The following is an 18,935-nucleotide window of genomic DNA, read 5'->3' as shown; positions in this document are numbered from 1 at the left end:
TATGATCAGCAGAATGACAGGAACTACGATCACGCCGCCCAAGCCTTTGCCGTCAATGCTGAGGCCCAGCACCTTGAGAGAAACCGAATGGACCGGCGCATTTCTATTCTTGGACACCGGGGCACATCTCCGCATTGGCGAAACTGATGTGCAATCCCTTCGGGTATAAGGGCGCAAACGGGTAAGGCGGTCAACGGCAGAACCGCAGAACCGAGGTGCTTTGAGGGATTGGTGCTTAGGGCGGAACCTCAAAGCCCTCCTCAAAGCCAATGACCGATCATGGGTTCGAATTCCACTTCAGTCCTCACGTCTCCGTGACTTCCCTGATGCAGAGCAAGAAAAAGGGCGCTCCGGGTGTCCCCGAAGCGCCCAAAATCCAAACCGCGTAAACGCGATCAGCGCTTCGAGAACTGGAAGCTGCGGCGAGCCTTGGCGCGGCCGTACTTCTTGCGCTCGACGACGCGGCTGTCGCGGGTCAGGAAGCCGTGCGGCTTCAGAACCTTACGCAGTTCCGGTTCGAAATGCGTCAGGGCGTGCGACAGGCCGTGGCGGATGGCGCCGGCCTGGCCCGACAGGCCCGAACCCTCGACGGTGCAGATCACGTCATACTGGGTGGCGCGGTCGGCGACGTTCAGCGGCTGGGCCACCATCATCTGCAGGACCGGACGGGCGAAATAGGCGGCCACGTCCTTGCCGTTCACGGTGATCTTGCCGGCGCCGGGCTTCACCCACACGCGGGCGATGGCGTTCTTGCGCTTGCCGGTCGAATAGGCGCGGCCCTGGGCGTCCAGCTTCTGGACATAGACGGGCGCGTCGTTCTCGGCCGAGGCCGACAGGCCCTTCAGGGCGTCGAAGCCGGTGGCGGTTTCGGTGTTGGTCACGTCGGTCATGCTCAGACGCTCCGGGTGTTCTTGGGCGACGCCGACTTGAAGTCGATCGTTTCCGGTTGCTGGGCTTCGTGGTCGTGCTGGCTGCCGGCGAACAGGCGCAGGTGCGTCATCTGCTTGCGGGCCAGGGGGCTTTCCTTGGGCAGCATGCGCTCGACGGCCTTTTCAAGGACGCGCTCGGGGAAGCGACCGCCCAGAACCTTTTCCGGGGTCGTTGACTTGACGCCGCCGGGGTGGCCGGTGTGGCGATAGTAGATCTTGTCGGTGTTCTTCTTGCCGGTGAACACCACCTTGTCGACGTTGGTGACGACGACATAGTCGCCGCAATCGACGTGCGGGGTGTAGTCGCCGCGGTGCTTGCCGCGCAGACGGTTGGCGATGAAGGTCGCGAGACGGCCCACGACGACGCCTTCGGCGTCGATGTGGATCCACTTCTTCTCGACCTCGGCCGGCTTCAACGAAGCCGTGGTGCTCTTCAGCATGAGGGGGTTCCTGGAGACGAAAATCGGGTCCGGCCCCCGAAGGAACCGAATGAAGGCGCGCTGATACCGGAGACGATCGGTCGCGTCAATGCGCAAGCGTGGCGCGTGAGTGACGCAAGAAACTGATTTACAACGATATTTATAACGCGGTATTAAAATACCCGGACGCAGAACCACTATGAACGTTACGAAATAACAGATTTCGTCATCAAACCATGACGTTTTGCCGCCATCCGGGGCGCCAAGCCTTTCGGAGCCTCCCATGCATCTTCATCGTCGCGGCCTTATCGCCTCCAGCGCCGCCCTCGCCTTCTCGGGTCTGGCCCGCAGCGTTCAGGCGGCCGAGGAGACCTATCTGAACGAGGTCGAGGGTTATGGTCCGCTGAAGCGCGATCCCAACGGCCTGCTGGATCTGCCAGACGGCTTTTCCTACCGCATCGTGTCCCAGGGCGGCGAGACCATGGCGGACGGTCTGCTGGTCCCCGGTCAGTTCGACGGCATGGGCTGTTTCGGCCTGGGCGGGACGCGCGTCGTCCTGGTCCGCAACCACGAACTGAAGGGGTCGTCCGCCGCGCACCGCAACTGGGGACCGGGGGGCTATAATCAGCAGCGGATCGGCCTTGTGGATGCGACGCGGGCCTACGACACCTACAAGGACGGCCGCCCCCTGCCCGGCGGCACGACCACGGTGATCTACGATCTGGCGACCGGCAGGACCGAGCGTCAGCACCTCAGCCTGGCGGGCACCAGCACCAACTGCTGCGGCGGGCCGACGCCGTGGGGATCGTGGCTGACCTGCGAGGAGACGGAGGAGACGCCTGCCGACGCCGACGTGACCAAGGCGCACGGCTATGTGTTCGAAGTGCCGTCGCGCGCCGAGGGACTGGTGGATCCCGTTCCCCTCACCGCCATGGGTCGGTTCGACCATGAGGCCGTCTGCGTCGATCCGCGCACCGGCATTGTCTATCTGACCGAGGATAAGCAGGACGGCCTGTTCTATCGCTTCATCCCCGAGACGCCGGGCGAACTGGTCAAGGGCGGCCGGTTACAGGCCATGGTCGTGCGTGCGCGCCAGGGCGCCGACACCTCCAATCACCAGGATCGGCTGTGGTCGGTGGGCGACTGGCTGGACGTGGACTGGATCGACATGGCCGAGGTCGACAGCCCCAGGGGCGACCTGCGCCAGCGCGGCCACGCCGACGGCGCCGCCCTGGTCGCGCGGGGCGAAGGCGTCTGGTGGGGCGACGGCGAGCTTTACCTGACCGCCACCTCGGGCGGGCCGATCCAGCGGGGGCAGATCCTGCGCTACGTCCCCTCTCCCGACGAAGGCCGCGCGGGCGAGGCGCGTCGGCCGGGCCGGCTTCAGCTGTTCGTCGAAAGCACGAACGAAAAGACCCTGAACATGGGCGACAACATCACCATCGCGCCCTGGGGCCATCTGATCGTGTGCGAGGACAACTATTCCAGCGACATCAGGAACCACCTGAAGGGGGTGACGCCGGACGGCAAGATCTACACCCTGGGCCGCAATGTGTTTCAGGGAAACTCGGAGTTCGCAGGCGCGGTCTTCTCGCCGGACGGATCGACCCTGTTCGTCAACATCCAGTACCCCGGCATGACCCTGGCCATCACCGGCCCATGGCGCGCGGCCCGGACATGAAGATGCGGGGCTGAGCGCGCAGCACCAGCCACAGGTTCGCCGTCGCCACGGCCAGGACGACGGCAGCCCCGCCCTGGTGCAGCACGCCCAGCCACACCGGCACGGCGTTGATCAGCGTCACGACGCCCAGCAGGGCCTGGGCCCAGATCACGCCGGCCAGGGCGAAGGCGCCGAACCCCATGCCTTCGGCCACGCGCCAGCGCCAGGCCTGGAAGGCGTAGACGCTAATGGCGATCAGCAGCCCGTAGGCGACCAGTCGGTGATTGAACTGGGTCAGGGCCTGATCGTGCAGAAGGGCGCCCGCCCCCAAACTCCAGTCGGCCGGCGGCAGGACTTGGCCGTTCATCAGCGGCCAATCGGTATAGACCAGCCCGGCGTGCCCGCCTGCGACCAGGGCGCCCAACAGGCACTGCAGGAACACCAGACCCAGCAGCAAACCGGCGCCCCGCGCCCAGCCGGCGGGCGGACGACCGTGATCCTCGCCGTTCCAGGCCTCCAGCCCGGTCCAGATCAGGGCGGCGAACAGGACGAAGGCCAGGCCCAGGTGCGTCGCCAGCCGCTCGGGCGCGACGCTGACCCGTTCCGACAGGCCGCTGGACACCATCCACCAGCCGATCAATCCCTGCAGCCCGCCCAGGCCCAGCAGCACCACGCAGCGCCAGATCAGCCGATCCGGCATGGCCCATTGACGGAAGACCGAGCGCGGCGACGCGACGCGGCACAGCAGGAAGAAGGCCAGCGGCAGGGCGAACACCACCCCGATCAGCCGACCGATCAGCCGATGCAGCCATTCCCACCAGAAGATGCCCTGGAACTCGCCCAGGCTCATGCCGGCGTTGATCTGGGCGTACTGGGGAATCTGTTTGTACTTTTCGAACGCCTCGTTCCACTGGGCGTCGTTCAGCGGCGGGACGGCGCCCATGATGGGCTTCCACTCGGTGATCGACAGGCCCGAACCCGTCAGGCGCGTGATGCCGCCGATGACGACCATCAGGAACACGATGACCGCCGTGGCGAACAGCCACACGGTCACGGCGCGATTGCGATCTGGATTTCCGAAACGGTTCATTCGACGCCCGACGCTGACCCGGATATGCTGTCGCGCTCGACCATGATCAAATCGCGACCGTGGCGGTATGCCCCGGTCTCGACGCAAGATCGAGTCGGATTGAGTTAATGGCGCTGACGCCGCAGGAGATCAGGGTTGCAGTACGCCGATATCGCCGCCGCCATCGCAGGCGGATTGCTTCTGGCCTGGATCGCGGACCTGCTGACCGGGCGTCGCGGATTCGGCGGGACGTCGCTGGTGTCCGGGGTGGGCCTGGCCTGCGGCTGGTTCCTGGCGGTGCGGGTCTTTGCGATCAGCACGATGGACAGCTGGGTCTGGGCGCCCTGGGCCCTGGTCGGATCGGGGGTCTGCCTGGTCGCCTTCTTCCTGTTCAGGAACAAGCGCTGATGCCGCCGCGCGCGCGTCGATTCGTCGCCGCGATCGGCGTGCTGGCTTTCCTGGTTTTCTGGATCTGGGGGCTGATCGCGCTGCGCGGCCTGTTCCCAGCCTCCGCCTGGATCGACTTCGTCTTCTTCGGCGTGGGCGGCACGGCCTGGGGCCTGCCGCTGATCCCGCTGCTGAAATGGGCCGAGCGGAACTGACGGTCCCTATTGTCCCGACCGTGCCTTAGACTGAGCCAGGGCGCGCATGATTTCCTGGCAAGCGGGCGCTGACAACGCGGTGTCCGCCTTTCCGCGTTCATACGCGGCGGCGATATAGGCCTCCAGAGCAGACGGTTGTTGTCCTGGTTCAGGGGTGAAGGCCCGCTTCACCCCGCGCACCCGTTCGGGTGTGAAATGCCGTTCGCAAGACCCCATGGCGGTGAATATCCGCACCATGCCAGCCAATGCAGCCTGGCCTGCAGCCTGCTGCGCTTCGTCTGCTGCAGGCGGCGATGCTTGAGAAGGGACAGCCTGGATGGCAAGCAGAACGGCGAACGTCACAGCGATCATCTGCCACCTCATTCGAAACCGACAGGGCCCCGGTCGCGCGAAATCATCCGCCACGCAATCGCATCCAGATACGGCGATGGGGCCGCCCGCAAGGACGACCCCACCATCATCATTCTGTTTTTCAAGAATGGTCGGAGCGACAGGATTCGAACCTGCGACCCCTTGACCCCCAGTCAAGTGCGCTACCAGGCTGCGCCACGCTCCGAAGGCGCTCCCTATAGACGGGGGATTCCGGGATCGCAAACGCTAAAACGACTTATCCACCTACCGTGCGAGAATGGCGTCCAACCGGGCCTTGGCCTGTTCCAGATCGGCCAGAAGTCGCTGCAAACCGGAGGTCTCGCGTCGCGTCGCATCGGGGATCGGCGTCTGTTCGCGCGGCCCGTCCTCGATCAGTTCGGCGGCTTCGACCCCGACCAGCTTTTTCAGCCCCTGCTCCTTGTGCAGCCGCTGGACCCCGCGAATGGTCAGACCGTCGTCATGCAGCAGCCGCTTGACCGTCTTGAGCACCAGAACGTCCTGCGGTCGATAGAATCGACGCCCGCCGGCGCGTTTGACCGGCGTCACGAACTCGAACTTGGTTTCCCAGAAACGCAGCACGTGCTGCGGCGCCCCGACCTCTTCGGCCGCCTCGGAAATGCTGCGAAAGGCGCCGGGGCTTTTGGCCACCGGATTCAGGCCTCGACGACGGCGTCGTGAACCCGGCTTTTCATGATCTGGGAGGCGCGGAAGCTGATGACCCGGCGCGGATTGATGGCCGCCGGCTCGCCCGTCTTGGGGTTGCGACCCATGCGGGCGCGCTTTTCACGAACCTGGAAGACGCCGAAGCCCGACAGTTTCACCGTCTCGCCGCGTTCCAGAGATTCGACGATCAACTCCAGCGTCCGCTCGACCAGGGCAGAGCATTCCTGACGCGACAGGCCGACCTCGTCGTGGACCGCCTCGCACAGATCGGCGCGGGTCACAGTCTGTTGGACGGCCATCATATCCCCCGCTCGCGCGATCAACTCGTTGCCATAGGGCCGCAAAGGCCCCGAAAAATCAATGCCGCCAGGCGACTTTAGAGACGCAGGGCGCACGCGCCCCAGGTCAGGCCGCCGCCCATGGCCTCCAGCAGCACCATGTCGCCCTTCTTGATGCGCCCGTCCTGGATCGCGGCGTCCAGCGCCAGCGGGATGGAGGCGGCCGAGGTGTTTGCGTGGGTGGCGACGGTGGAGATCACCTTGTTCTCGTCCAGACCAAGGCGATCGCCGACGCCCTTGATGATGCGTTGATTGGCTTGGTGTGGCACGAACCAGTCGACGTCCGAAATCTGGATGTTCGCCGCCGCGCAGGCCGCGGTGATGCCCTCGGCGATATTGACGACGGCATGGCGGAAGACCTGGTTTCCGGCCATGCGCAGATGCCCGACCGTTCCGGTCGTCGCCGGCCCGCCATCGACGTAGAGAAGGTCGGTCTTGGAGCCGTCGGCGCGCAGGGCGAAGCCCAGCATCCCCTGATCGTCGGACGTCCCCTGCCCTTCGCGCGGCTCCAGCACGACCGCGCCAGCCCCGTCGCCGAACAGGACGCAGGTGGTCCGGTCGGTCCAGTCCATAAGCCGGGTCATCTCTTCGGCCCCGATCACCAGGGCGCATTTCGACAGGCCGCGCGCCACGAAACCGTCGGCGACGCTGAGCGCATAGACGAAGCCCGAACAGACGGCCTGGACGTCGAAGGCCACGCCCACGCCGGCCCCCAGCTTGCTCTGGACGATGGAGGCCACGGCCGGGAAGGTCATGTCCGGGGTGGTGGTCGCCACGATGATCAGATCGACGTCCGTCGGCGTCTTGCCCGCGTGCGCCAGGGCTTTCCTGGCCGCCTCGACGGCCAGGTCGCTGGTCGGCTGGTCGTCGCGCGCCTTGTGGCGCTGCTTGATGCCGGTGCGTTCCTGGATCCATTCGTCGGAGGTGTCGACGATCTTGGCCAGGTCGGCGTTGGTGACGATCTGCTCCGGCAGGAAGGAGCCGACGCCGGTGACGACGCTGCGGGTGACGCTCACTGGATGGTTTCTCCCACGGGGGCGGCGGACTTGGCGTGATCGAACACGGCGTCCAGCTTGCCCAGATTGTCCCCCACCTTGCTCATATAGTCGCTGCGCGCCAGATCGACAGCGATGCGGATGGCGTTGCCGAACCCCTTGGCGTCCGCGCCGCCGTGGCTCTTCACCACGATGCCGTTCAGACCCAGCAAGGGGCCGCCGTTGATGGCGCTTGGGTCGATCTTCTGACGCATCTTCTTAAGCGCCGGCATGGCGATGGCGGCGCCCAGCTTGGACTGCAGATTGGAGGTCAGCGCCTCCTTCAGCAGGGCCGAGATATAGCGCGCCGTGCCCTCTGCGGTCTTCAGGGCGATGTTGCCGGTGAAGCCGTCGGTGACGACCACGTCCACCGTGCCCTTGGCGATGTCGTCGCCCTCCACGAAGCCGTGATAGTTCAGGTCGAACGGGCCGTCGCGCAGGATGGCGTGCGCCTCCTTGACCTGTTCGTTGCCCTTCATGTCCTCGGAGCCGACGTTCAGCAGGCCGATGGTCGGACGGGCGACGCCGCGCACCGCCGCCTGGAAGGCCTCGCCCATGATGGCGAACTCGACCAACTGTTCCGCGTCGCTGCCGATGTTGGCGCCCACGTCGAGAACGGCGGTATGCCCCTTGAAGGTCGGCCAGCTGGCGACGATGGCGGGCCGTTCCAGGCCCGGCGCGGACATCCGCAGGATCAGCTTGGCGATGGCCATAAGCGCGCCGGTGTTGCCGGCCGAGACCACGCCGCCCGCCTCGCCCGTTTTCACGGCCTCGATGGCGTTCCACAGGCTGGAGCCCTTGCCGCGCCGCATGGCCTGGGCCGGCCTTTCGTCCATGGCCACGACCTTTTCGGTGTGGCGAATGTCGATGATGTCGGCCGGCAGGTTGCAGCGCGCCAGATGCGCCCGGATCTGGGTCTCGTCGCCATGCAGCAGGAACCGCACGCCCTCGCCGTCGTGGGCTGAGAGGTAGCTGCGGATGCCGGGAACGACGACGGAGGGCCCGTGATCGCCGCCCATGGCGTCAAGCGAGATCGTAACTGGGGTGGGCAAATGGACCTCGTGTGGCCGCGTCGTCTTGTCGCGCGACGCTTCGGATTGGGCGCTGGACGATAGCGCCGACGCCGGGGGATGCAACCACCCGGTCCCTACGTCAACCTCGGCCGCGCCTCAGGCCGGATCTTCGCGATCCTTCAACGCCTTCAGGGCGGCGAACGGCGAGATTTCGTTGGGCTCTTCCGGTTGCACGAACTCCGCGCCGGGCTTGCGGGGGAACGGGTCCAGCGACAGCACCAGCTGTTCGACGGCGTATTGGCCCAGGTCGATCTTGCCGTCTTCGATCAGGTCGGCGCCTTCCTCGTCCAGCGTAATCTCGATCTCGTCGGTTTCCTCGGCCGCCGCCTCGGCCAGTTGGATCGAGAAGCGTCGGTCCACATCGACCGGCAGCGGCTCCAGCGTCAGACCGCAGGTCTGAACGGCGTGAGCGACGACCCGACCCTTCATCGTCCACTCGCTGGTGGACGGCGTGGGCTTGATCTCCAGATCGACCACGAAATTCTCAAGTCCCTGCAGGTCCAGGGACCGGGCGATTCGTTTGCGCGTTTCGGCGTCCGGTTCCAGCCGACGGTTCAGACCGGCGCCGATCTGGTTGATGCGAACTACGTCGCTGAAGGGCTGCGTCATGCTCATCTCGTCAAACCTCGGCCCAGGCCGGCGTCGCCAGCACGGCCTTGAAATCCTGTTGGCCCAGCGCCGATCGGCTGGCCAGGGCGTAATCCGCCAGGGCGCCAGCGTATTCGGCCTGCGGCTCGCCATAGACATTGCGGGCCATGGCCTCGGCCAGGGCCGCGACGTCCCCGCCCCTCAGCGGGGCCTCATAGGCGTTCATGCGGCCGTAAACCGCTTCGCCCAGCTTGCGCATCTTCTTGCCCACCGACACGTCGCCCACGCCTTCTTCACGCAACGCATTGTCCAGCGCCGAGACATAGACGTCGAACACCGCCTGGGCCGCATCTCGTCCCTGGGCCGTGTCTTCATCGCGCAGGCGCAGAACCAGCAGCAGCACGTGCAGCGTATAAAGCTCGAATCGGGCGTCGATGCGGTCGGCCACGCCCATCTGCGTGTAAAAGGCGGGATTTCGCGCCTGCGCCACGGCCTTGGCGTACAGATCGTCGCCTATGCGCGGGCCGGATCGGGGTTTGAACAGGTTTTTCAGCATGGGTTCCAACGGCCCCTTTTCCGCCGCGCCGTTGAACTAGGACGCAGGTCCGTCTAGGTCAAAGACCTTGTTCTCTCGCAGGCGCCCGACCATGTCCCGTTTCGTCCCGCTTCTCGCCGCCGTTTCGCTGGCCGGTTTCAGCGCCGCCTGCGCGCCCGTCATCGGCTCCAACGGCTTCCAGGCCATCGACGCCAAGCCCCAGGACGTTGTCGCCGGGACCGACACCAAGGAGACGGTGCTGGCCAAGCTGGGCTCGCCCTCGACCACCTCGACGTTCGAGCCGAACCAGGTTTGGTACTACATCAGCCAGACGACCGAGAAATACACCTACAACCTGCCCAAGGTTTCCAGCCGCACGGTGACGGAGATCACCTTCGCGCCTGGCGGCGATCAGGTGGCGGCGGTGCGGACCTTGGGTCTGACCGATGGCGAGGACGTCGCCATGAACCGCAACGAGACCCCGACGCGCGGTCGTTCCCTGACGGTGCTGGAGCAGTTGCTGGGCAACGTCGGGCGCGGTCAACTGCCCCGCACGGAAGACGATACGCCTGGCCAGCGCCGCCCCGACTAAGGCCAGACATCCCCTCGCAAACAAAGACGCCCCGGAGATTGCTCTCCGGGGCGTTTTCGTATCGTAGCCGTTCGAGCTAGCCGATGTTTCCGCTGGCCAGCACCGCCAGCAGAAGCAGGGCGACGATGTTGGTGATCTTGATCATCGGGTTCACCGCCGGGCCGGACGTATCCTTGTAGGGATCGCCGACCGTGTCGCCGGTCACGGCCGCCTTGTGGGCCTCCGACCCCTTGCCGTGAACGACGCCGTTCTTGTCGGTGAACCCTTCCTCGATAACCTTCTTGGCGTTGTCCCAGGCGCCGCCGCCCGAGGTCATCGAAATGGCCACGAACAGGCCGGTCACGATCACCCCCATCAGCATGGCGCCGAGGGCGGCGAAGGCGTTGGCCTTGTCCGAAATGCCCAGCACCGCGACGAACAGGACGATAGGCGACAGCACAGGCAGCAGCGATGGCACGATCATCTCGCGAATCGCGGCCTTGGTCAGGATATCGACCGCGCGGCCGTATTCCGGTTTGACCTGATAGGTCATGATGCCGGGGTTCTCGCGGAACTGGCGCCGTACTTCCGCGACGACCGATTCGGCCGCCCGTCCGACCGCCATCATCGACATGCCGCCGAACAGGAAGGGCAGCAGCCCCCCGAACAACAGACCGACGACGACATACGGGTTGGTCAGATCGAAGGCGACCGCTCCCATATTGGCGAAGAACGGATAGTCCGCCGGATTGGCCGAGAAATACTGCAGGTCCGACGTATAGGCCGCGAACAGCACCAGGGCGCCCAGACCGGCCGAACCGATGGCGTAGCCCTTGGTCACGGCCTTGGTCGTGTTGCCCACGGCATCCAGCGCATCCGTCGAATGGCGCACCTCAGCCGGAAGACCCGCCATCTCCGCGATGCCGCCGGCGTTGTCGGTGACGGGTCCAAAGGCGTCCAGCGCCACGATCATCCCCGCCACGCCCAACATGGTCGTGGTGGCGATGGCGATGCCGAACAGGCCCGCCAGTTGGAAGCTGACCACGATGCCGACGATGATCGTCAGGGCCGGAAGCGCCGTGGCCTCCAGCGACACCGCCAGACCCTGGATGACATTGGTGCCGTGGCCCGAGACCGAGGCATTGGCCACCGACCGAACCGGCCGGAAGCCCGACCCGGTGTAGTATTCGGTCACGACGACGATCGCCGCCGTCACCGCCAGACCCACCATGCCCGACCAGAACAACGCCATGGGCTGGATCTCCAACCCGCCGGCCGTAACGATCGGCCCCGTCATCATCTGGTTGATGACCCACCAGACCGCGCCGATGGACAAGACACCGGTCACGATCAGGCCCTGATACAGCGCGCCCATGATGTTGCGGCTCTTGCCCAGCCGCACGAAGAAGCTGCCGACGATGGATGTGACCACGCAGACCGCGCAGATCGCCAGCGGCAGGACCATCATCACATCGACATAGGGCTGGCCCCGGAAGAAGATGGCGGCCAACACCATGGTCGCCACCGTCGTCACCGCATAGGTCTCGAACAGGTCGGCGGCCATGCCGGCGCAGTCGCCGACATTGTCGCCCACATTGTCGGCGATGGTGGCGGCGTTGCGGGGATCGTCCTCGGGGATGCCCGCCTCGACCTTGCCCACCATATCGCCGCCGACGTCGGCGCCCTTGGTGAAGATGCCGCCGCCCAGACGCGCGAAGATCGAGATCAGCGAGGCGCCGAAGCCCAAAGCCACCAGCCCGTCGATCACTTCGCGCCCGGTCGACGCCAGACCCAGATGCTGGGTAAGGACTATATAGTAGCCCGACACCCCGATCAGGGCGCCGCCCGCCACGAACATGCCGGTGATGGCGCCCGAGCGGAACGCCAGATCCAGCCCCTTGGCCAGTCCTTCGGACGCCGCCTGGGCGGTGCGGACATTGGCGCGCACGGAAATCAGCATTCCCGCATAGCCCGCCGCCCCGGACAGGACCGCGCCGATCAGGAAGCCGACGGCGGCATATACGCCGATAAGGAAATAGGCCGCGATCAGGATCACGATCCCGACCAGGCCGATGGTCAGATACTGCCGCTTCAGATAGGCAGAGGCGCCTTCCTGAATGGCGGCTGCGATCTCTCGCATCTTGTCGTTGCCAGTGCTCGCCTTCATCAGCACGGCGGTCTGAGCGGCGCCGTAAAGCACCGCCAGAAGGCCGGCCGCGAAGACCAGCGTGAGTGAGTTCGTCATTGGCGTTTCCATGCCCTTGCAAACAGGCGCGCAGGCCATGGGCGGCGGTCGGGGTTATCGCCTCTGTCCGCCTTCCGGTCCCCCCGCACGCGGCGAACGCGTCAGTGCGTCCTTTGGGATTTGCAGGTGGAGCGTGTCATGCGTTCGGAAGTGGCGCAACAGGGGTCGCCAAACCGCTCATTGCGGTCGTTGCATACCCGTTCGACGACGGGGCGTCTGGCTGACGACTTCAACCCGACGCACCGATCCACGCCCTGAAATCGCGGCCGAGGCGGAAACCAGGGCGGCGGACAGGGCGCGTTCGTCTAGGCGGGTCCAGTCGCCGGGGACTGTGAAGGGCGTGCGATGCGCCGCGCGGACCAAGGCGTCGCGGAAGAAGGCCTCCTTGGGCTTGATCTGCTCCATGGTCTTGCCCGCGCCCAGTTCCAGTCGAAGGGCGACGAAGACGTAGTTGCGCAACCGGCCGCCGTCGATGACCGGCAGGCCCAACCCGGCGATGCTCAAGGACGCAGGCGCGGCGGATGCTTCGCTGGACGCGGCGGCGGGGCGCGGCAGGCCGCCCGTGAGGGAGACGGTCCCGGCGACGATCAAGGTTCTGCGATCCATGATAGGCTCTTTAGCCCATGGGCGTTAGGATTCCCTTGCCGCCTCAACCATGGGTCCAGCCGCGACGCGCCATTTCGATCGGACGGCCGTCGTGGATCGCGGTCAAGCCGACGCCGGACGTGACCTCCCCTATTCGCGTCAGCCGAACCAGTCGCCTGTCGGCCTCGCGACGGAGCGCCTCCTCATGGCGGGGATGGGCGGTGAAGGCGATCTCATAGTCGTCGCCGCCGCTGGCCAGGTCTTCCAACGACAGTTGCGCATCGACGCGGTCGTCGAACCAAGCCTGGGCGGCGGCCGACAGCGGCAGGACGTTCAGGTTGAGTGTGACGCCGACGCCGCTGGCGCGCGCTATGTGGGCCAGGTCCGCCGCCAGACCGTCCGACACATCCACCGATGCGGTCGCGAACTCTCGGATCGCCGGCGCGAAGTCCAGACGCGGCGTCGGCGTCCGATAGTGGTCGATCAGAGCGGCGAGGCGCACCTCGTCCAGCGACAGTTCGCCCCGGGCCGCTCGCAGTCCCAGCAACCCGTCGCCGACGGCGCCGGTGACGAAGACCAGATCCCCGACCTGCGCCCCCGCCCGCGACACCGCTCCGCCAGCCGAAATCCAGCCCAGCGCGGTCAGGGAGAAGCCGGCCGGTCCCGGCGTCCTGACCGTATCGCCGCCCATCAGGGCCACGCCGAACCGGGCCTGATCCTCGGCCAGACCTGCCGCAAAGGCCGCCCGCTCGGGCCAGCCGCAGCGTTCGGACCAGAAGCAGGACAGCAGATAGCCGAACGGCTCCGCGCCCTTGGCCGCCAGATCCGACAGGTTCACCCGCAACAGCTTTCTGGCCACGGTGTCCAGCGGATCGTCGGGCAGGAAATGCACGCCCTCGACCATGGCGTCCTTGGTCAGGACGAGGTCATGGCCGGGGCGCGACGGCAGTACCGCCACGTCGTCCATCAGCCCCCTCGCCCACTCGGGATGGGCCAGGGGCCTCAGCAGCCTCTCGATCGTCTCGAACTCGCCCGCGACGTCGAGCGCCGGCATTATTTGCGCGTGTCTTTGGCCACGCCGTCCAGCGCGGCGTTCACGAAGCGCGCCTCGGCGTCGTCGAAGAAGGCCTTGGCCAGTTCGACATATTCGTCGATCACGACCTCGCGCGGCGTCTCGGGGTGTTTCATCAGCTCCCAGGCGCCCGACCGCAGCAGGGCGCGCAGGGTGGCGTCGATCCGCTCCAGCTTCCAGTTGGACGCCAGGCGCGCCTTGATCGCGGCGTCGATATCGCGCTGGCTTTCGATCACGCCGCGCACGATGTCGGCGAAATAGGCCTCGTCGGCCTCGGCCAGGGCTTCGCCCTCGATGTCGGCGTCGAAGCGGAAGTTGGAGAATTCGGTGATCACCGTCTCCACGCCCTCGCCCGCCAACTCCATCTGATACAGGGCCTGCACGGCGGCGAGGCGCGACACGGTGCGGGCGCGACGCTGTTTGGAGGTCAGGTTCGGCTCGGCGCGCTGCCTTTCGGCTTCGGCCAGTTGTTCGAGGACGGCTTTTACGCTGTTCGGTTCAGTCATGCGCCGACGCCTACGCGCAATCGCTTCTTCAAGGCAATCAGTTCCAGACAGGCTTTCGCCGCCCCGCCCCCCTTATCCCCTTCCGATAGCCGCGCCCGATACCAGGCCTGGTCCTCGTCCTCGGTCGTCAGCACGCCGTTGCCGATGGCCAGCCCCTTGACCCCCAAGGCCATGATGCCGGCCGCCGACTGATCCGACACGATCTCGAAATGATAGGTCTCGCCACGGATGACCGTGCCGAGCGCGACATAGCCGTCATAGCGGGGCGCGGTCGGGAAACGGCCAGCCTCCTCGGCCATGGCGATGGCGGGCGGAATTTCCAGCGCCCCGGGCACGGTGACCACGTCGAAGTCGGCGCCGCGCGCCTTCAGCGTCTCCTTGGCGCCCTCCAGCAGGGCGTCGGCCAGGTCGTCATAGAACCGGGCCTCGACGATCAGAATACGGGGGGCTTCGCTCACGCCTTGGTCTCTCCATCCATGTCGCGCCAGCCGACGATGCGCAGGCCGTAGCCTTCCAGCGCGGTCGGTTCGGGTCGCGTCGAACTCATCACGATCATGTCCTTGACGCCCAGGTCCAGCAGGATCTGCGCCCCGACGCCGTAAGCCCGCAGCGACCGATCCACCGCCGCCGGCCGGTCCGCCCCCGCCAGCCGCTCGGCGAGAGACGTCAGCGACGGGTCGCGCAGGAAGACGACCACGCCGGGGCCGTCATGATCGGTGATCTGGCGCAGGGCGCTGGGCACATAGTCCTGGCGCGCCTCCACATGACCCAGCAGGTCGCAGGCGAAATCGACCTGATGCATCCGCACCAGGGTCGGCTTGGACGGGTCGATCCGGCCGTGGACCAGGGCGACGTGCTCGGCCCCCTCAATGGTGTTCTTGTACAGCATCAGGCGGAACGGGCCGCCGTGCACGCTGTCGAACGGGGTGTCCATGATCCGCTCGACGAAGCGTTCGGTGCGGCGGCGATAGGCGATCAGGTCGGCGATGGTGCCGATTTTGAGACCATGAAGTTGGGCGAAGGCGATCAGGTCGGGCATTCGCGCCATCTCGCCGTCGTCCTTGATGATCTCGCAGATCACCCCGGCGGGCGTCAGGCCGGCCATGCGGCTGATGTCCACGGCCGCCTCGGTGTGTCCGGCGCGGACCAGAACGCCGCCATCGCGCGCCACTAGGGGGAAGATGTGGCCGGGCGAAACGATGTCGTCCATGCCCTTGGACGCATCGGTCGCCACATGGATGGTGCGCGAGCGGTCGGCGGCGGAAATGCCGGTGGTGACGCCCTCCTTGGCCTCGATGGAGACGGTGAAGGCCGTCTTCATGCTCTCGCGATTGTCGGCGGCCATCGGCGGAAGGCGCAGTTGCTGCGCCCGCTCGGCCGTCAGGGCAAGACAGACCAGGCCCCGCGCCTGACGGATCATGAAGTTGATCTGATCCGGCGTGGCGAACTGGGCGGGGATGATGATGTCCCCCTCGTTCTCGCGATCCTCGGCGTCCACCAGGATGTAGGGGCGGCCGTTGCGGGCGTCCTCCAGGATGTCCTCGATCGGACTGATCGGGCTGTCGTTCACATTGGCGGCCGGGACTTGCATCATGCCGTCTCCTGCCACCGCGCGAGGTAACGCGCCAGCATGTCGATCTCCAGATTGACCGTATCGCCGACTTTCAGCCCGCCCAGCGTCGTCACCGTCCAGGTGTGGGGGATGATGTTCAGCCAGAAGACCCGCCCCTCGACCACGTTCACGGTCAGGGACACGCCATCGACGGTGATTGAGCCCTTGGCGGCGATGTAGCGATGAAGGGGCGACGGCGCCTCGACCGCGATCCGGTGCGATCCGCCCTCCGGCGTGATGGAAACGACGCGCCCCAGGCCGTCGACGTGGCCCGAGACCACATGACCGCCCATCTCGTCGCCCAGTCTCGCCGCCCGTTCCAGGTTGACGCTGTCCCCAGCGGCCCAGGAGCCAAGCGTCGTCTTGGACAGGGTTTCGTTCGACACCTCGACGGCGAACCAGCCGCCGCCCTTCTCCGTTACTGTCAGGCAACAGCCCGCATGGCTGACGGAGGCGCCCAGGTCGATGTCGGCGGTGTCCCAGGCCGTCTCGATCTCGTAGCGCCGGTCGCGGTCGGTCGCGCGGACGTCGCGGACGCGGCCGATGTCGGTGACGATGCCGGTGAACATTTGGACGCTGGCCCCCTTCGGACCCGAAAAATACAGTCTGAATAGTCTCAATCGTCTGAAATCGACGTCAGAGACGGACGTAGCGTTCCCACAGGTCGTCGCCGACGGGCTCCACGCCCAGGCGACGGAACTTGGGGGCGTCGGACAGCTTTGCAAGAGCCAGCGCGGCGACGCAGGGCCGCCCCTCCCCGCCCAGCAGTATGGGCGCGCGGAACCACTCCAGCGCATCGACGGCGCCGGCGCGCAGGAAGGACGCCGCAACCTGGCCGCCGCCCTCGATCAGAACCGAGGTCGCGCCCGCGTCTTTCAGGGCCTTCAGGACAGCGGAAATGGCCGGACGGCCGTCTTCCGCGTCAACCCGGCGCACCTTGGCCGAACCGATGGCGTGGGGCTGGGCGGCGGTCAGGATCAGGGTGTTTTCGCGGGCCAGCTTCGCCGTCCCAGGGGTCCGCAATCGGCTGTCCAGCACGACCCGCAGCGGCTGGTCCACGGTCCGGCCCGGCAGACGGGCGGTCAGTTTGGGGTCGTCGTGCAGCACCGTCTCCACGCCGACAAGAATGGCGTCGTGGGCGGCGCGCAGCCGATGACCTTCCAGTCGCGCCGCCTCGCCGGTGATCCACTGGCTTTCGCCCGAGGCCGTGGCGATCCGCCCGTCCAGCGAGGTCGCCAGTTTCAGCGTGATCCGCATCAGACCTTGCCGGTCGGCTCGTCCAAGCCTTCGTCGCCCAGGAATTTGGCGAAATCGCCGGTGTGGCGGAAGTCCTTATAGACCGAGGCGTAGCGGACATAGGCCACCTCATCCACGCCCTTCAGCGCCTTCATGATGAAGTCGCCGACGGTGCTGGACGGGATTTCGGTTTCGCCCAGGCTCTCCAACTGGCGCACGATCCGGTTGACCATCTGCTCGACCTGATCGGCCTGGACCGGGCGTTTGCGCAGGGCCACGCCCAGCGACCGTTCCAGCTTGTCACGCTCGAACGGTGTGCGCCGTCCATTGCGCTTCAGGATGACCAGTTCGCGCAACTGCACCCGCTCGAAGGTGGTGAAGCGCCCGTTGCAGTTGGGGCAGGACCGGCGGCGGCGAATGGCCGAGCCGTCGTCCGACGGTCGGCTATCCTTGACCTGCGTATCCTGATGACCGCAAAAAGGGCACTTCATCAGTGACTTACCCGTAGATCGGGAAGCGGTGCGTCAACTCGCGCACCTGGGCCGCCACGCCCGACACGACGGCCGGATCGGCTTCGTCGCCGCCGTTCATCGAGGAGACGACGTCGGCGATCCAGTGACCGATCTGCTTGAACTCGTCCTCGCCGAAGCCGCGCGTGGTGCCCGCCGGTGTGCCCAGGCGGACCCCCGAGGTGACGGTGAAGGGCGCGGTGTCGAACGGCACGCCGTTCTTGTTGCAGGTCATCAGCGCCTTTTCGAGCTCGTGCTCGGTCGCCTTGCCGGTCACGCCCTTGGGCCGCAGGTCGACCAGGGCCAGATGGCTGTCGGTGCCGCCCGAGACGATGGCCAGGCCGCGCTCGATCAGCACGCCGGACAGGGCCTGGGCGTTCTTGACGACCTGTTGGGCATAAAGCTTGAACTCGGGCTTCAGCGCCTCGCCGAAGGCCACGGCCTTGCCGGCGATGACGTGTTCCAGCGGGCCGCCCTGCAGGCCGGGGAAGACGGCCGAGTTGATCTTCTTGCCCAGGTCCACGTCGTTGGACAGGATCATGCCGCCGCGCGGGCCGCGCAGGGTCTTGTGCGTCGTGGTCGTCACGACGTGGGCGTGCGGGATCGGATCGGGATAGGCGCCGCCGGCGATCAGACCCGCATAGTGAGCCATGTCCACCATCAGATAGGCGCCCACGCTGTCCGCGATTTCGCGGAACCGCTTGAAGTCGATGTGGCGGCTGTAGGCGCTGGCGCCGGCCAGGATCAGCTTGGGTTTCTCACGCTCGGCCATTTCGGCGACGTGATCGTAGTCGATCAGGTGATCGTCTTCGCGAACCTTGTAGGTCACGGGGCGGAACCACTTGCCCGACTGGTTGGCCGGCGAACCGTGCGTCAGGTGACCGCCGCAGGCTAGGTCCATGCCCAGGAAGGTGTCGCCGGGTTGCAGCAGGGTGAAGAAGACGGCCTGATTGGCCTGGGCGCCCGAGTGCGGCTGGACGTTGGCGAAGGCGGCGCCGAACAGCTTTTTCGCGCGCTCGCGCGCCAGATCCTCGGTGATGTCGACGAATTCGCAGCCGCCGTAATAGCGGCGGCCGGGATAGCCTTCGGCGTATTTGTTGGTCAGGACCGACCCCTGCGCATCCAGAACCGCCTGGGAGACGATATTCTCTGACGCGATCAGTTCGATCTGTTCGCGCTGACGGCCCAGCTCGCCCTGAATGCCCTTGAAGACGTCCGGGTCGGCGTCAGCGAGCGTCTTGGTGAAATAGGCGTCGTGGGTGAAGGCCGTCACGCTGGAATCCCCGGAAATCAGAAGCTGGCCTATCTATCCCCAGC

24 protein-coding genes and 1 tRNA gene are annotated in these 18,935 nt (G+C 66.3%); 4 read left to right on the top strand and 21 right to left on the bottom strand.

Annotated features, from left to right (window positions below):
* Positions 1-395: 395 nt before the first annotated feature.
* Both rpsI and rplM read right to left on the bottom strand, forming a co-directional pair.
* Entirely contained in the window at positions 396-890 is a 495-nt protein-coding gene (rpsI, locus tag B3Z70_RS10150; protein ID WP_292021270.1) for a 30S ribosomal protein S9, read from the bottom strand.
* 2 nt (positions 891-892) lie between these two features.
* Entirely contained in the window at positions 893-1,369 is a 477-nt protein-coding gene (rplM, locus tag B3Z70_RS10145) for a 50S ribosomal protein L13 (protein ID WP_054765955.1), read from the bottom strand.
* Positions 1,370-1,631: 262 nt separating this feature from the next.
* Here rplM and B3Z70_RS10140 point away from each other — a divergent pair, with 262 nt between their 5' ends.
* A complete protein-coding gene (locus tag B3Z70_RS10140; protein ID WP_292021273.1) occupies positions 1,632-3,029 on the top strand; it encodes an alkaline phosphatase PhoX in 1,398 nt (465 codons plus the stop codon).
* On the opposite strand, the gene B3Z70_RS10135 is transcribed toward B3Z70_RS10140, so the two are convergent.
* On the bottom strand, positions 2,998-4,098 hold the full coding sequence (locus B3Z70_RS10135) for a COX15/CtaA family protein (protein WP_292021275.1): 1,101 nt from the start codon (positions 4,096-4,098) through the stop codon (positions 2,998-3,000). The genes B3Z70_RS10140 and B3Z70_RS10135 overlap by 32 nt on opposite strands.
* Positions 4,099-4,233: 135 nt before the next feature.
* Here B3Z70_RS10135 and B3Z70_RS10130 point away from each other — a divergent pair, with 135 nt between their 5' ends.
* Entirely contained in the window at positions 4,234-4,485 is a 252-nt protein-coding gene (locus B3Z70_RS10130) for a transglycosylase (RefSeq protein ID WP_292021277.1), read from the top strand.
* Positions 4,485-4,679 carry a DUF2842 domain-containing protein gene (locus B3Z70_RS10125; RefSeq protein WP_292021279.1) on the top strand — a complete coding sequence of 65 codons (195 nt, stop codon included), beginning with the start codon at positions 4,485-4,487 and terminating at the stop codon, positions 4,677-4,679. The genes B3Z70_RS10130 and B3Z70_RS10125 overlap by 1 nt, the downstream gene beginning before the upstream one ends.
* A gap of 6 nt (positions 4,680-4,685) precedes the next feature.
* On the opposite strand, the gene B3Z70_RS10120 is transcribed toward B3Z70_RS10125, so the two are convergent.
* The 8 genes from B3Z70_RS10120 to B3Z70_RS10085 all read right to left on the bottom strand — a co-directional run bounded on the left by B3Z70_RS10120 (position 4,686) and on the right by B3Z70_RS10085 (position 9,303).
* Complete coding sequence (locus tag B3Z70_RS10120; protein ID WP_292021281.1) at positions 4,686-5,030, bottom strand: hypothetical protein; 345 nt, start codon at positions 5,028-5,030, stop codon at positions 4,686-4,688.
* Between the two features lie 128 nt (positions 5,031-5,158).
* Positions 5,159-5,235, bottom strand: a tRNA-Pro gene (locus tag B3Z70_RS10115).
* A gap of 59 nt (positions 5,236-5,294) precedes the next feature.
* Positions 5,295-5,699, bottom strand: a complete 405-nt coding sequence (locus B3Z70_RS10110; protein ID WP_292021283.1) for a MerR family transcriptional regulator — start codon at positions 5,697-5,699, stop codon at positions 5,295-5,297.
* Between the two features lie 5 nt (positions 5,700-5,704).
* Positions 5,705-6,013 (bottom strand): integration host factor subunit alpha, encoded by a 309-nt coding sequence (locus B3Z70_RS10105; protein WP_292021387.1) that lies wholly within the window; start codon positions 6,011-6,013, stop codon positions 5,705-5,707.
* A gap of 77 nt (positions 6,014-6,090) precedes the next feature.
* Complete coding sequence (locus B3Z70_RS10100; protein WP_292021284.1) at positions 6,091-7,068, bottom strand: beta-ketoacyl-ACP synthase III; 978 nt, start codon at positions 7,066-7,068, stop codon at positions 6,091-6,093.
* Positions 7,065-8,138, bottom strand: a complete 1,074-nt coding sequence (gene plsX, locus B3Z70_RS10095; protein WP_292021286.1) for a phosphate acyltransferase PlsX — start codon at positions 8,136-8,138, stop codon at positions 7,065-7,067. Before plsX ends, B3Z70_RS10100 begins: the two co-directional genes overlap by 4 nt.
* A gap of 117 nt (positions 8,139-8,255) precedes the next feature.
* On the bottom strand, positions 8,256-8,768 hold the full coding sequence (locus tag B3Z70_RS10090) for a YceD family protein (protein WP_292021288.1): 513 nt from the start codon (positions 8,766-8,768) through the stop codon (positions 8,256-8,258).
* A gap of 10 nt (positions 8,769-8,778) precedes the next feature.
* Positions 8,779-9,303, bottom strand: a complete 525-nt coding sequence (locus B3Z70_RS10085) for a ubiquinol-cytochrome C chaperone family protein (RefSeq protein WP_292021290.1) — start codon at positions 9,301-9,303, stop codon at positions 8,779-8,781.
* Positions 9,304-9,394: 91 nt separating this feature from the next.
* On the opposite strand from B3Z70_RS10085, the gene B3Z70_RS10080 reads away from it, so the two are divergent.
* Complete coding sequence (locus B3Z70_RS10080; protein WP_248116528.1) at positions 9,395-9,874, top strand: outer membrane protein assembly factor BamE; 480 nt, start codon at positions 9,395-9,397, stop codon at positions 9,872-9,874.
* A 76-nt stretch (positions 9,875-9,950) separates the two neighbouring features.
* On the opposite strand, the gene B3Z70_RS10075 is transcribed toward B3Z70_RS10080, so the two are convergent.
* The 10 genes from B3Z70_RS10075 to glyA form a co-directional block, all read right to left on the bottom strand.
* Positions 9,951-12,098 (bottom strand): sodium-translocating pyrophosphatase, encoded by a 2,148-nt coding sequence (locus B3Z70_RS10075; RefSeq protein ID WP_292021292.1) that lies wholly within the window; start codon positions 12,096-12,098, stop codon positions 9,951-9,953.
* Between the two features lie 177 nt (positions 12,099-12,275).
* Entirely contained in the window at positions 12,276-12,704 is a 429-nt protein-coding gene (locus B3Z70_RS10070; RefSeq protein ID WP_292021294.1) for a hypothetical protein, read from the bottom strand.
* Between the two features lie 43 nt (positions 12,705-12,747).
* Positions 12,748-13,737: a thiamine-phosphate kinase gene (thiL, locus tag B3Z70_RS10065; protein ID WP_292021296.1), complete on the bottom strand. Its 990-nt coding sequence runs from the start codon at positions 13,735-13,737 to the stop codon at positions 12,748-12,750.
* Positions 13,737-14,261: a transcription antitermination factor NusB gene (gene nusB, locus B3Z70_RS10060; protein ID WP_292021298.1), complete on the bottom strand. Its 525-nt coding sequence runs from the start codon at positions 14,259-14,261 to the stop codon at positions 13,737-13,739. Before nusB ends, thiL begins: the two co-directional genes overlap by 1 nt.
* Positions 14,258-14,719, bottom strand: coding sequence for a 6,7-dimethyl-8-ribityllumazine synthase (ribH, locus tag B3Z70_RS10055; protein WP_292021300.1), 462 nt, complete (start codon positions 14,717-14,719; stop codon positions 14,258-14,260). Before ribH ends, nusB begins: the two co-directional genes overlap by 4 nt.
* A complete protein-coding gene (ribB, locus tag B3Z70_RS10050; protein ID WP_292021301.1) occupies positions 14,716-15,855 on the bottom strand; it encodes a 3,4-dihydroxy-2-butanone-4-phosphate synthase in 1,140 nt (379 codons plus the stop codon). Before ribB ends, ribH begins: the two co-directional genes overlap by 4 nt.
* Complete coding sequence (locus tag B3Z70_RS10045) at positions 15,852-16,442, bottom strand: riboflavin synthase (RefSeq protein ID WP_292021303.1); 591 nt, start codon at positions 16,440-16,442, stop codon at positions 15,852-15,854. The genes ribB and B3Z70_RS10045 overlap by 4 nt, the downstream gene beginning before the upstream one ends.
* A gap of 67 nt (positions 16,443-16,509) precedes the next feature.
* A complete protein-coding gene (locus B3Z70_RS10040) occupies positions 16,510-17,130 on the bottom strand; it encodes a RibD family protein (protein ID WP_292021305.1) in 621 nt (206 codons plus the stop codon).
* On the bottom strand, positions 17,130-17,600 hold the full coding sequence (gene nrdR / locus B3Z70_RS10035; RefSeq protein WP_248116548.1) for a transcriptional regulator NrdR: 471 nt from the start codon (positions 17,598-17,600) through the stop codon (positions 17,130-17,132). The genes B3Z70_RS10040 and nrdR overlap by 1 nt, the downstream gene beginning before the upstream one ends.
* A 7-nt stretch (positions 17,601-17,607) precedes the next feature.
* Positions 17,608-18,891, bottom strand: a complete 1,284-nt coding sequence (gene glyA, locus B3Z70_RS10030) for a serine hydroxymethyltransferase (protein ID WP_292021307.1) — start codon at positions 18,889-18,891, stop codon at positions 17,608-17,610.
* Positions 18,892-18,935 lie beyond the last annotated feature (44 nt).

It is taken from the genome of Brevundimonas sp. UBA6550 (genome assembly GCF_002434505.1).
Lineage (GTDB): Bacteria > Pseudomonadota > Alphaproteobacteria > Caulobacterales > Caulobacteraceae > Brevundimonas.
The sequence above is the reverse complement of the archived record's forward strand: the minus strand, read 5'-3'. Positions and strand labels throughout refer to the sequence as shown.

Excerpts from the sequence above, each read along its gene's own strand:
- rpsI (WP_292021270.1), bottom strand. The coding sequence starts at position 890 with ATGACCGACGTGACCAACACCGAAACCGCCACCGGCTTCGACGCCCTG.
- rplM (WP_054765955.1), bottom strand. The coding sequence starts at position 1,369 with ATGCTGAAGAGCACCACGGCTTCGTTGAAGCCGGCCGAGGTCGAGAAG.
- B3Z70_RS10140 (WP_292021273.1), top strand. The coding sequence starts at position 1,632 with ATGCATCTTCATCGTCGCGGCCTTATCGCCTCCAGCGCCGCCCTCGCC.
- B3Z70_RS10135 (WP_292021275.1), bottom strand. The coding sequence starts at position 4,098 with ATGAACCGTTTCGGAAATCCAGATCGCAATCGCGCCGTGACCGTGTGG.
- B3Z70_RS10125 (WP_292021279.1), top strand. The coding sequence starts at position 4,485 with ATGCCGCCGCGCGCGCGTCGATTCGTCGCCGCGATCGGCGTGCTGGCT.
- B3Z70_RS10120 (WP_292021281.1), bottom strand. The coding sequence starts at position 5,030 with ATGATCGCTGTGACGTTCGCCGTTCTGCTTGCCATCCAGGCTGTCCCT.
- B3Z70_RS10105 (WP_292021387.1), bottom strand. The coding sequence starts at position 6,013 with ATGGCCGTCCAACAGACTGTGACCCGCGCCGATCTGTGCGAGGCGGTC.
- B3Z70_RS10090 (WP_292021288.1), bottom strand. The coding sequence starts at position 8,768 with ATGACGCAGCCCTTCAGCGACGTAGTTCGCATCAACCAGATCGGCGCC.
- B3Z70_RS10085 (WP_292021290.1), bottom strand. The coding sequence starts at position 9,303 with ATGCTGAAAAACCTGTTCAAACCCCGATCCGGCCCGCGCATAGGCGAC.
- B3Z70_RS10080 (WP_248116528.1), top strand. The coding sequence starts at position 9,395 with ATGTCCCGTTTCGTCCCGCTTCTCGCCGCCGTTTCGCTGGCCGGTTTC.
- B3Z70_RS10075 (WP_292021292.1), bottom strand. The coding sequence starts at position 12,098 with ATGACGAACTCACTCACGCTGGTCTTCGCGGCCGGCCTTCTGGCGGTG.
- B3Z70_RS10070 (WP_292021294.1), bottom strand. The coding sequence starts at position 12,704 with ATGGATCGCAGAACCTTGATCGTCGCCGGGACCGTCTCCCTCACGGGC.
- thiL (WP_292021296.1), bottom strand. The coding sequence starts at position 13,737 with ATGCCGGCGCTCGACGTCGCGGGCGAGTTCGAGACGATCGAGAGGCTG.
- nusB (WP_292021298.1), bottom strand. The coding sequence starts at position 14,261 with ATGACTGAACCGAACAGCGTAAAAGCCGTCCTCGAACAACTGGCCGAA.
- ribB (WP_292021301.1), bottom strand. The coding sequence starts at position 15,855 with ATGATGCAAGTCCCGGCCGCCAATGTGAACGACAGCCCGATCAGTCCG.
- B3Z70_RS10045 (WP_292021303.1), bottom strand. The coding sequence starts at position 16,442 with ATGTTCACCGGCATCGTCACCGACATCGGCCGCGTCCGCGACGTCCGC.
- B3Z70_RS10040 (WP_292021305.1), bottom strand. The coding sequence starts at position 17,130 with ATGCGGATCACGCTGAAACTGGCGACCTCGCTGGACGGGCGGATCGCC.
- nrdR (WP_248116548.1), bottom strand. The coding sequence starts at position 17,600 with ATGAAGTGCCCTTTTTGCGGTCATCAGGATACGCAGGTCAAGGATAGC.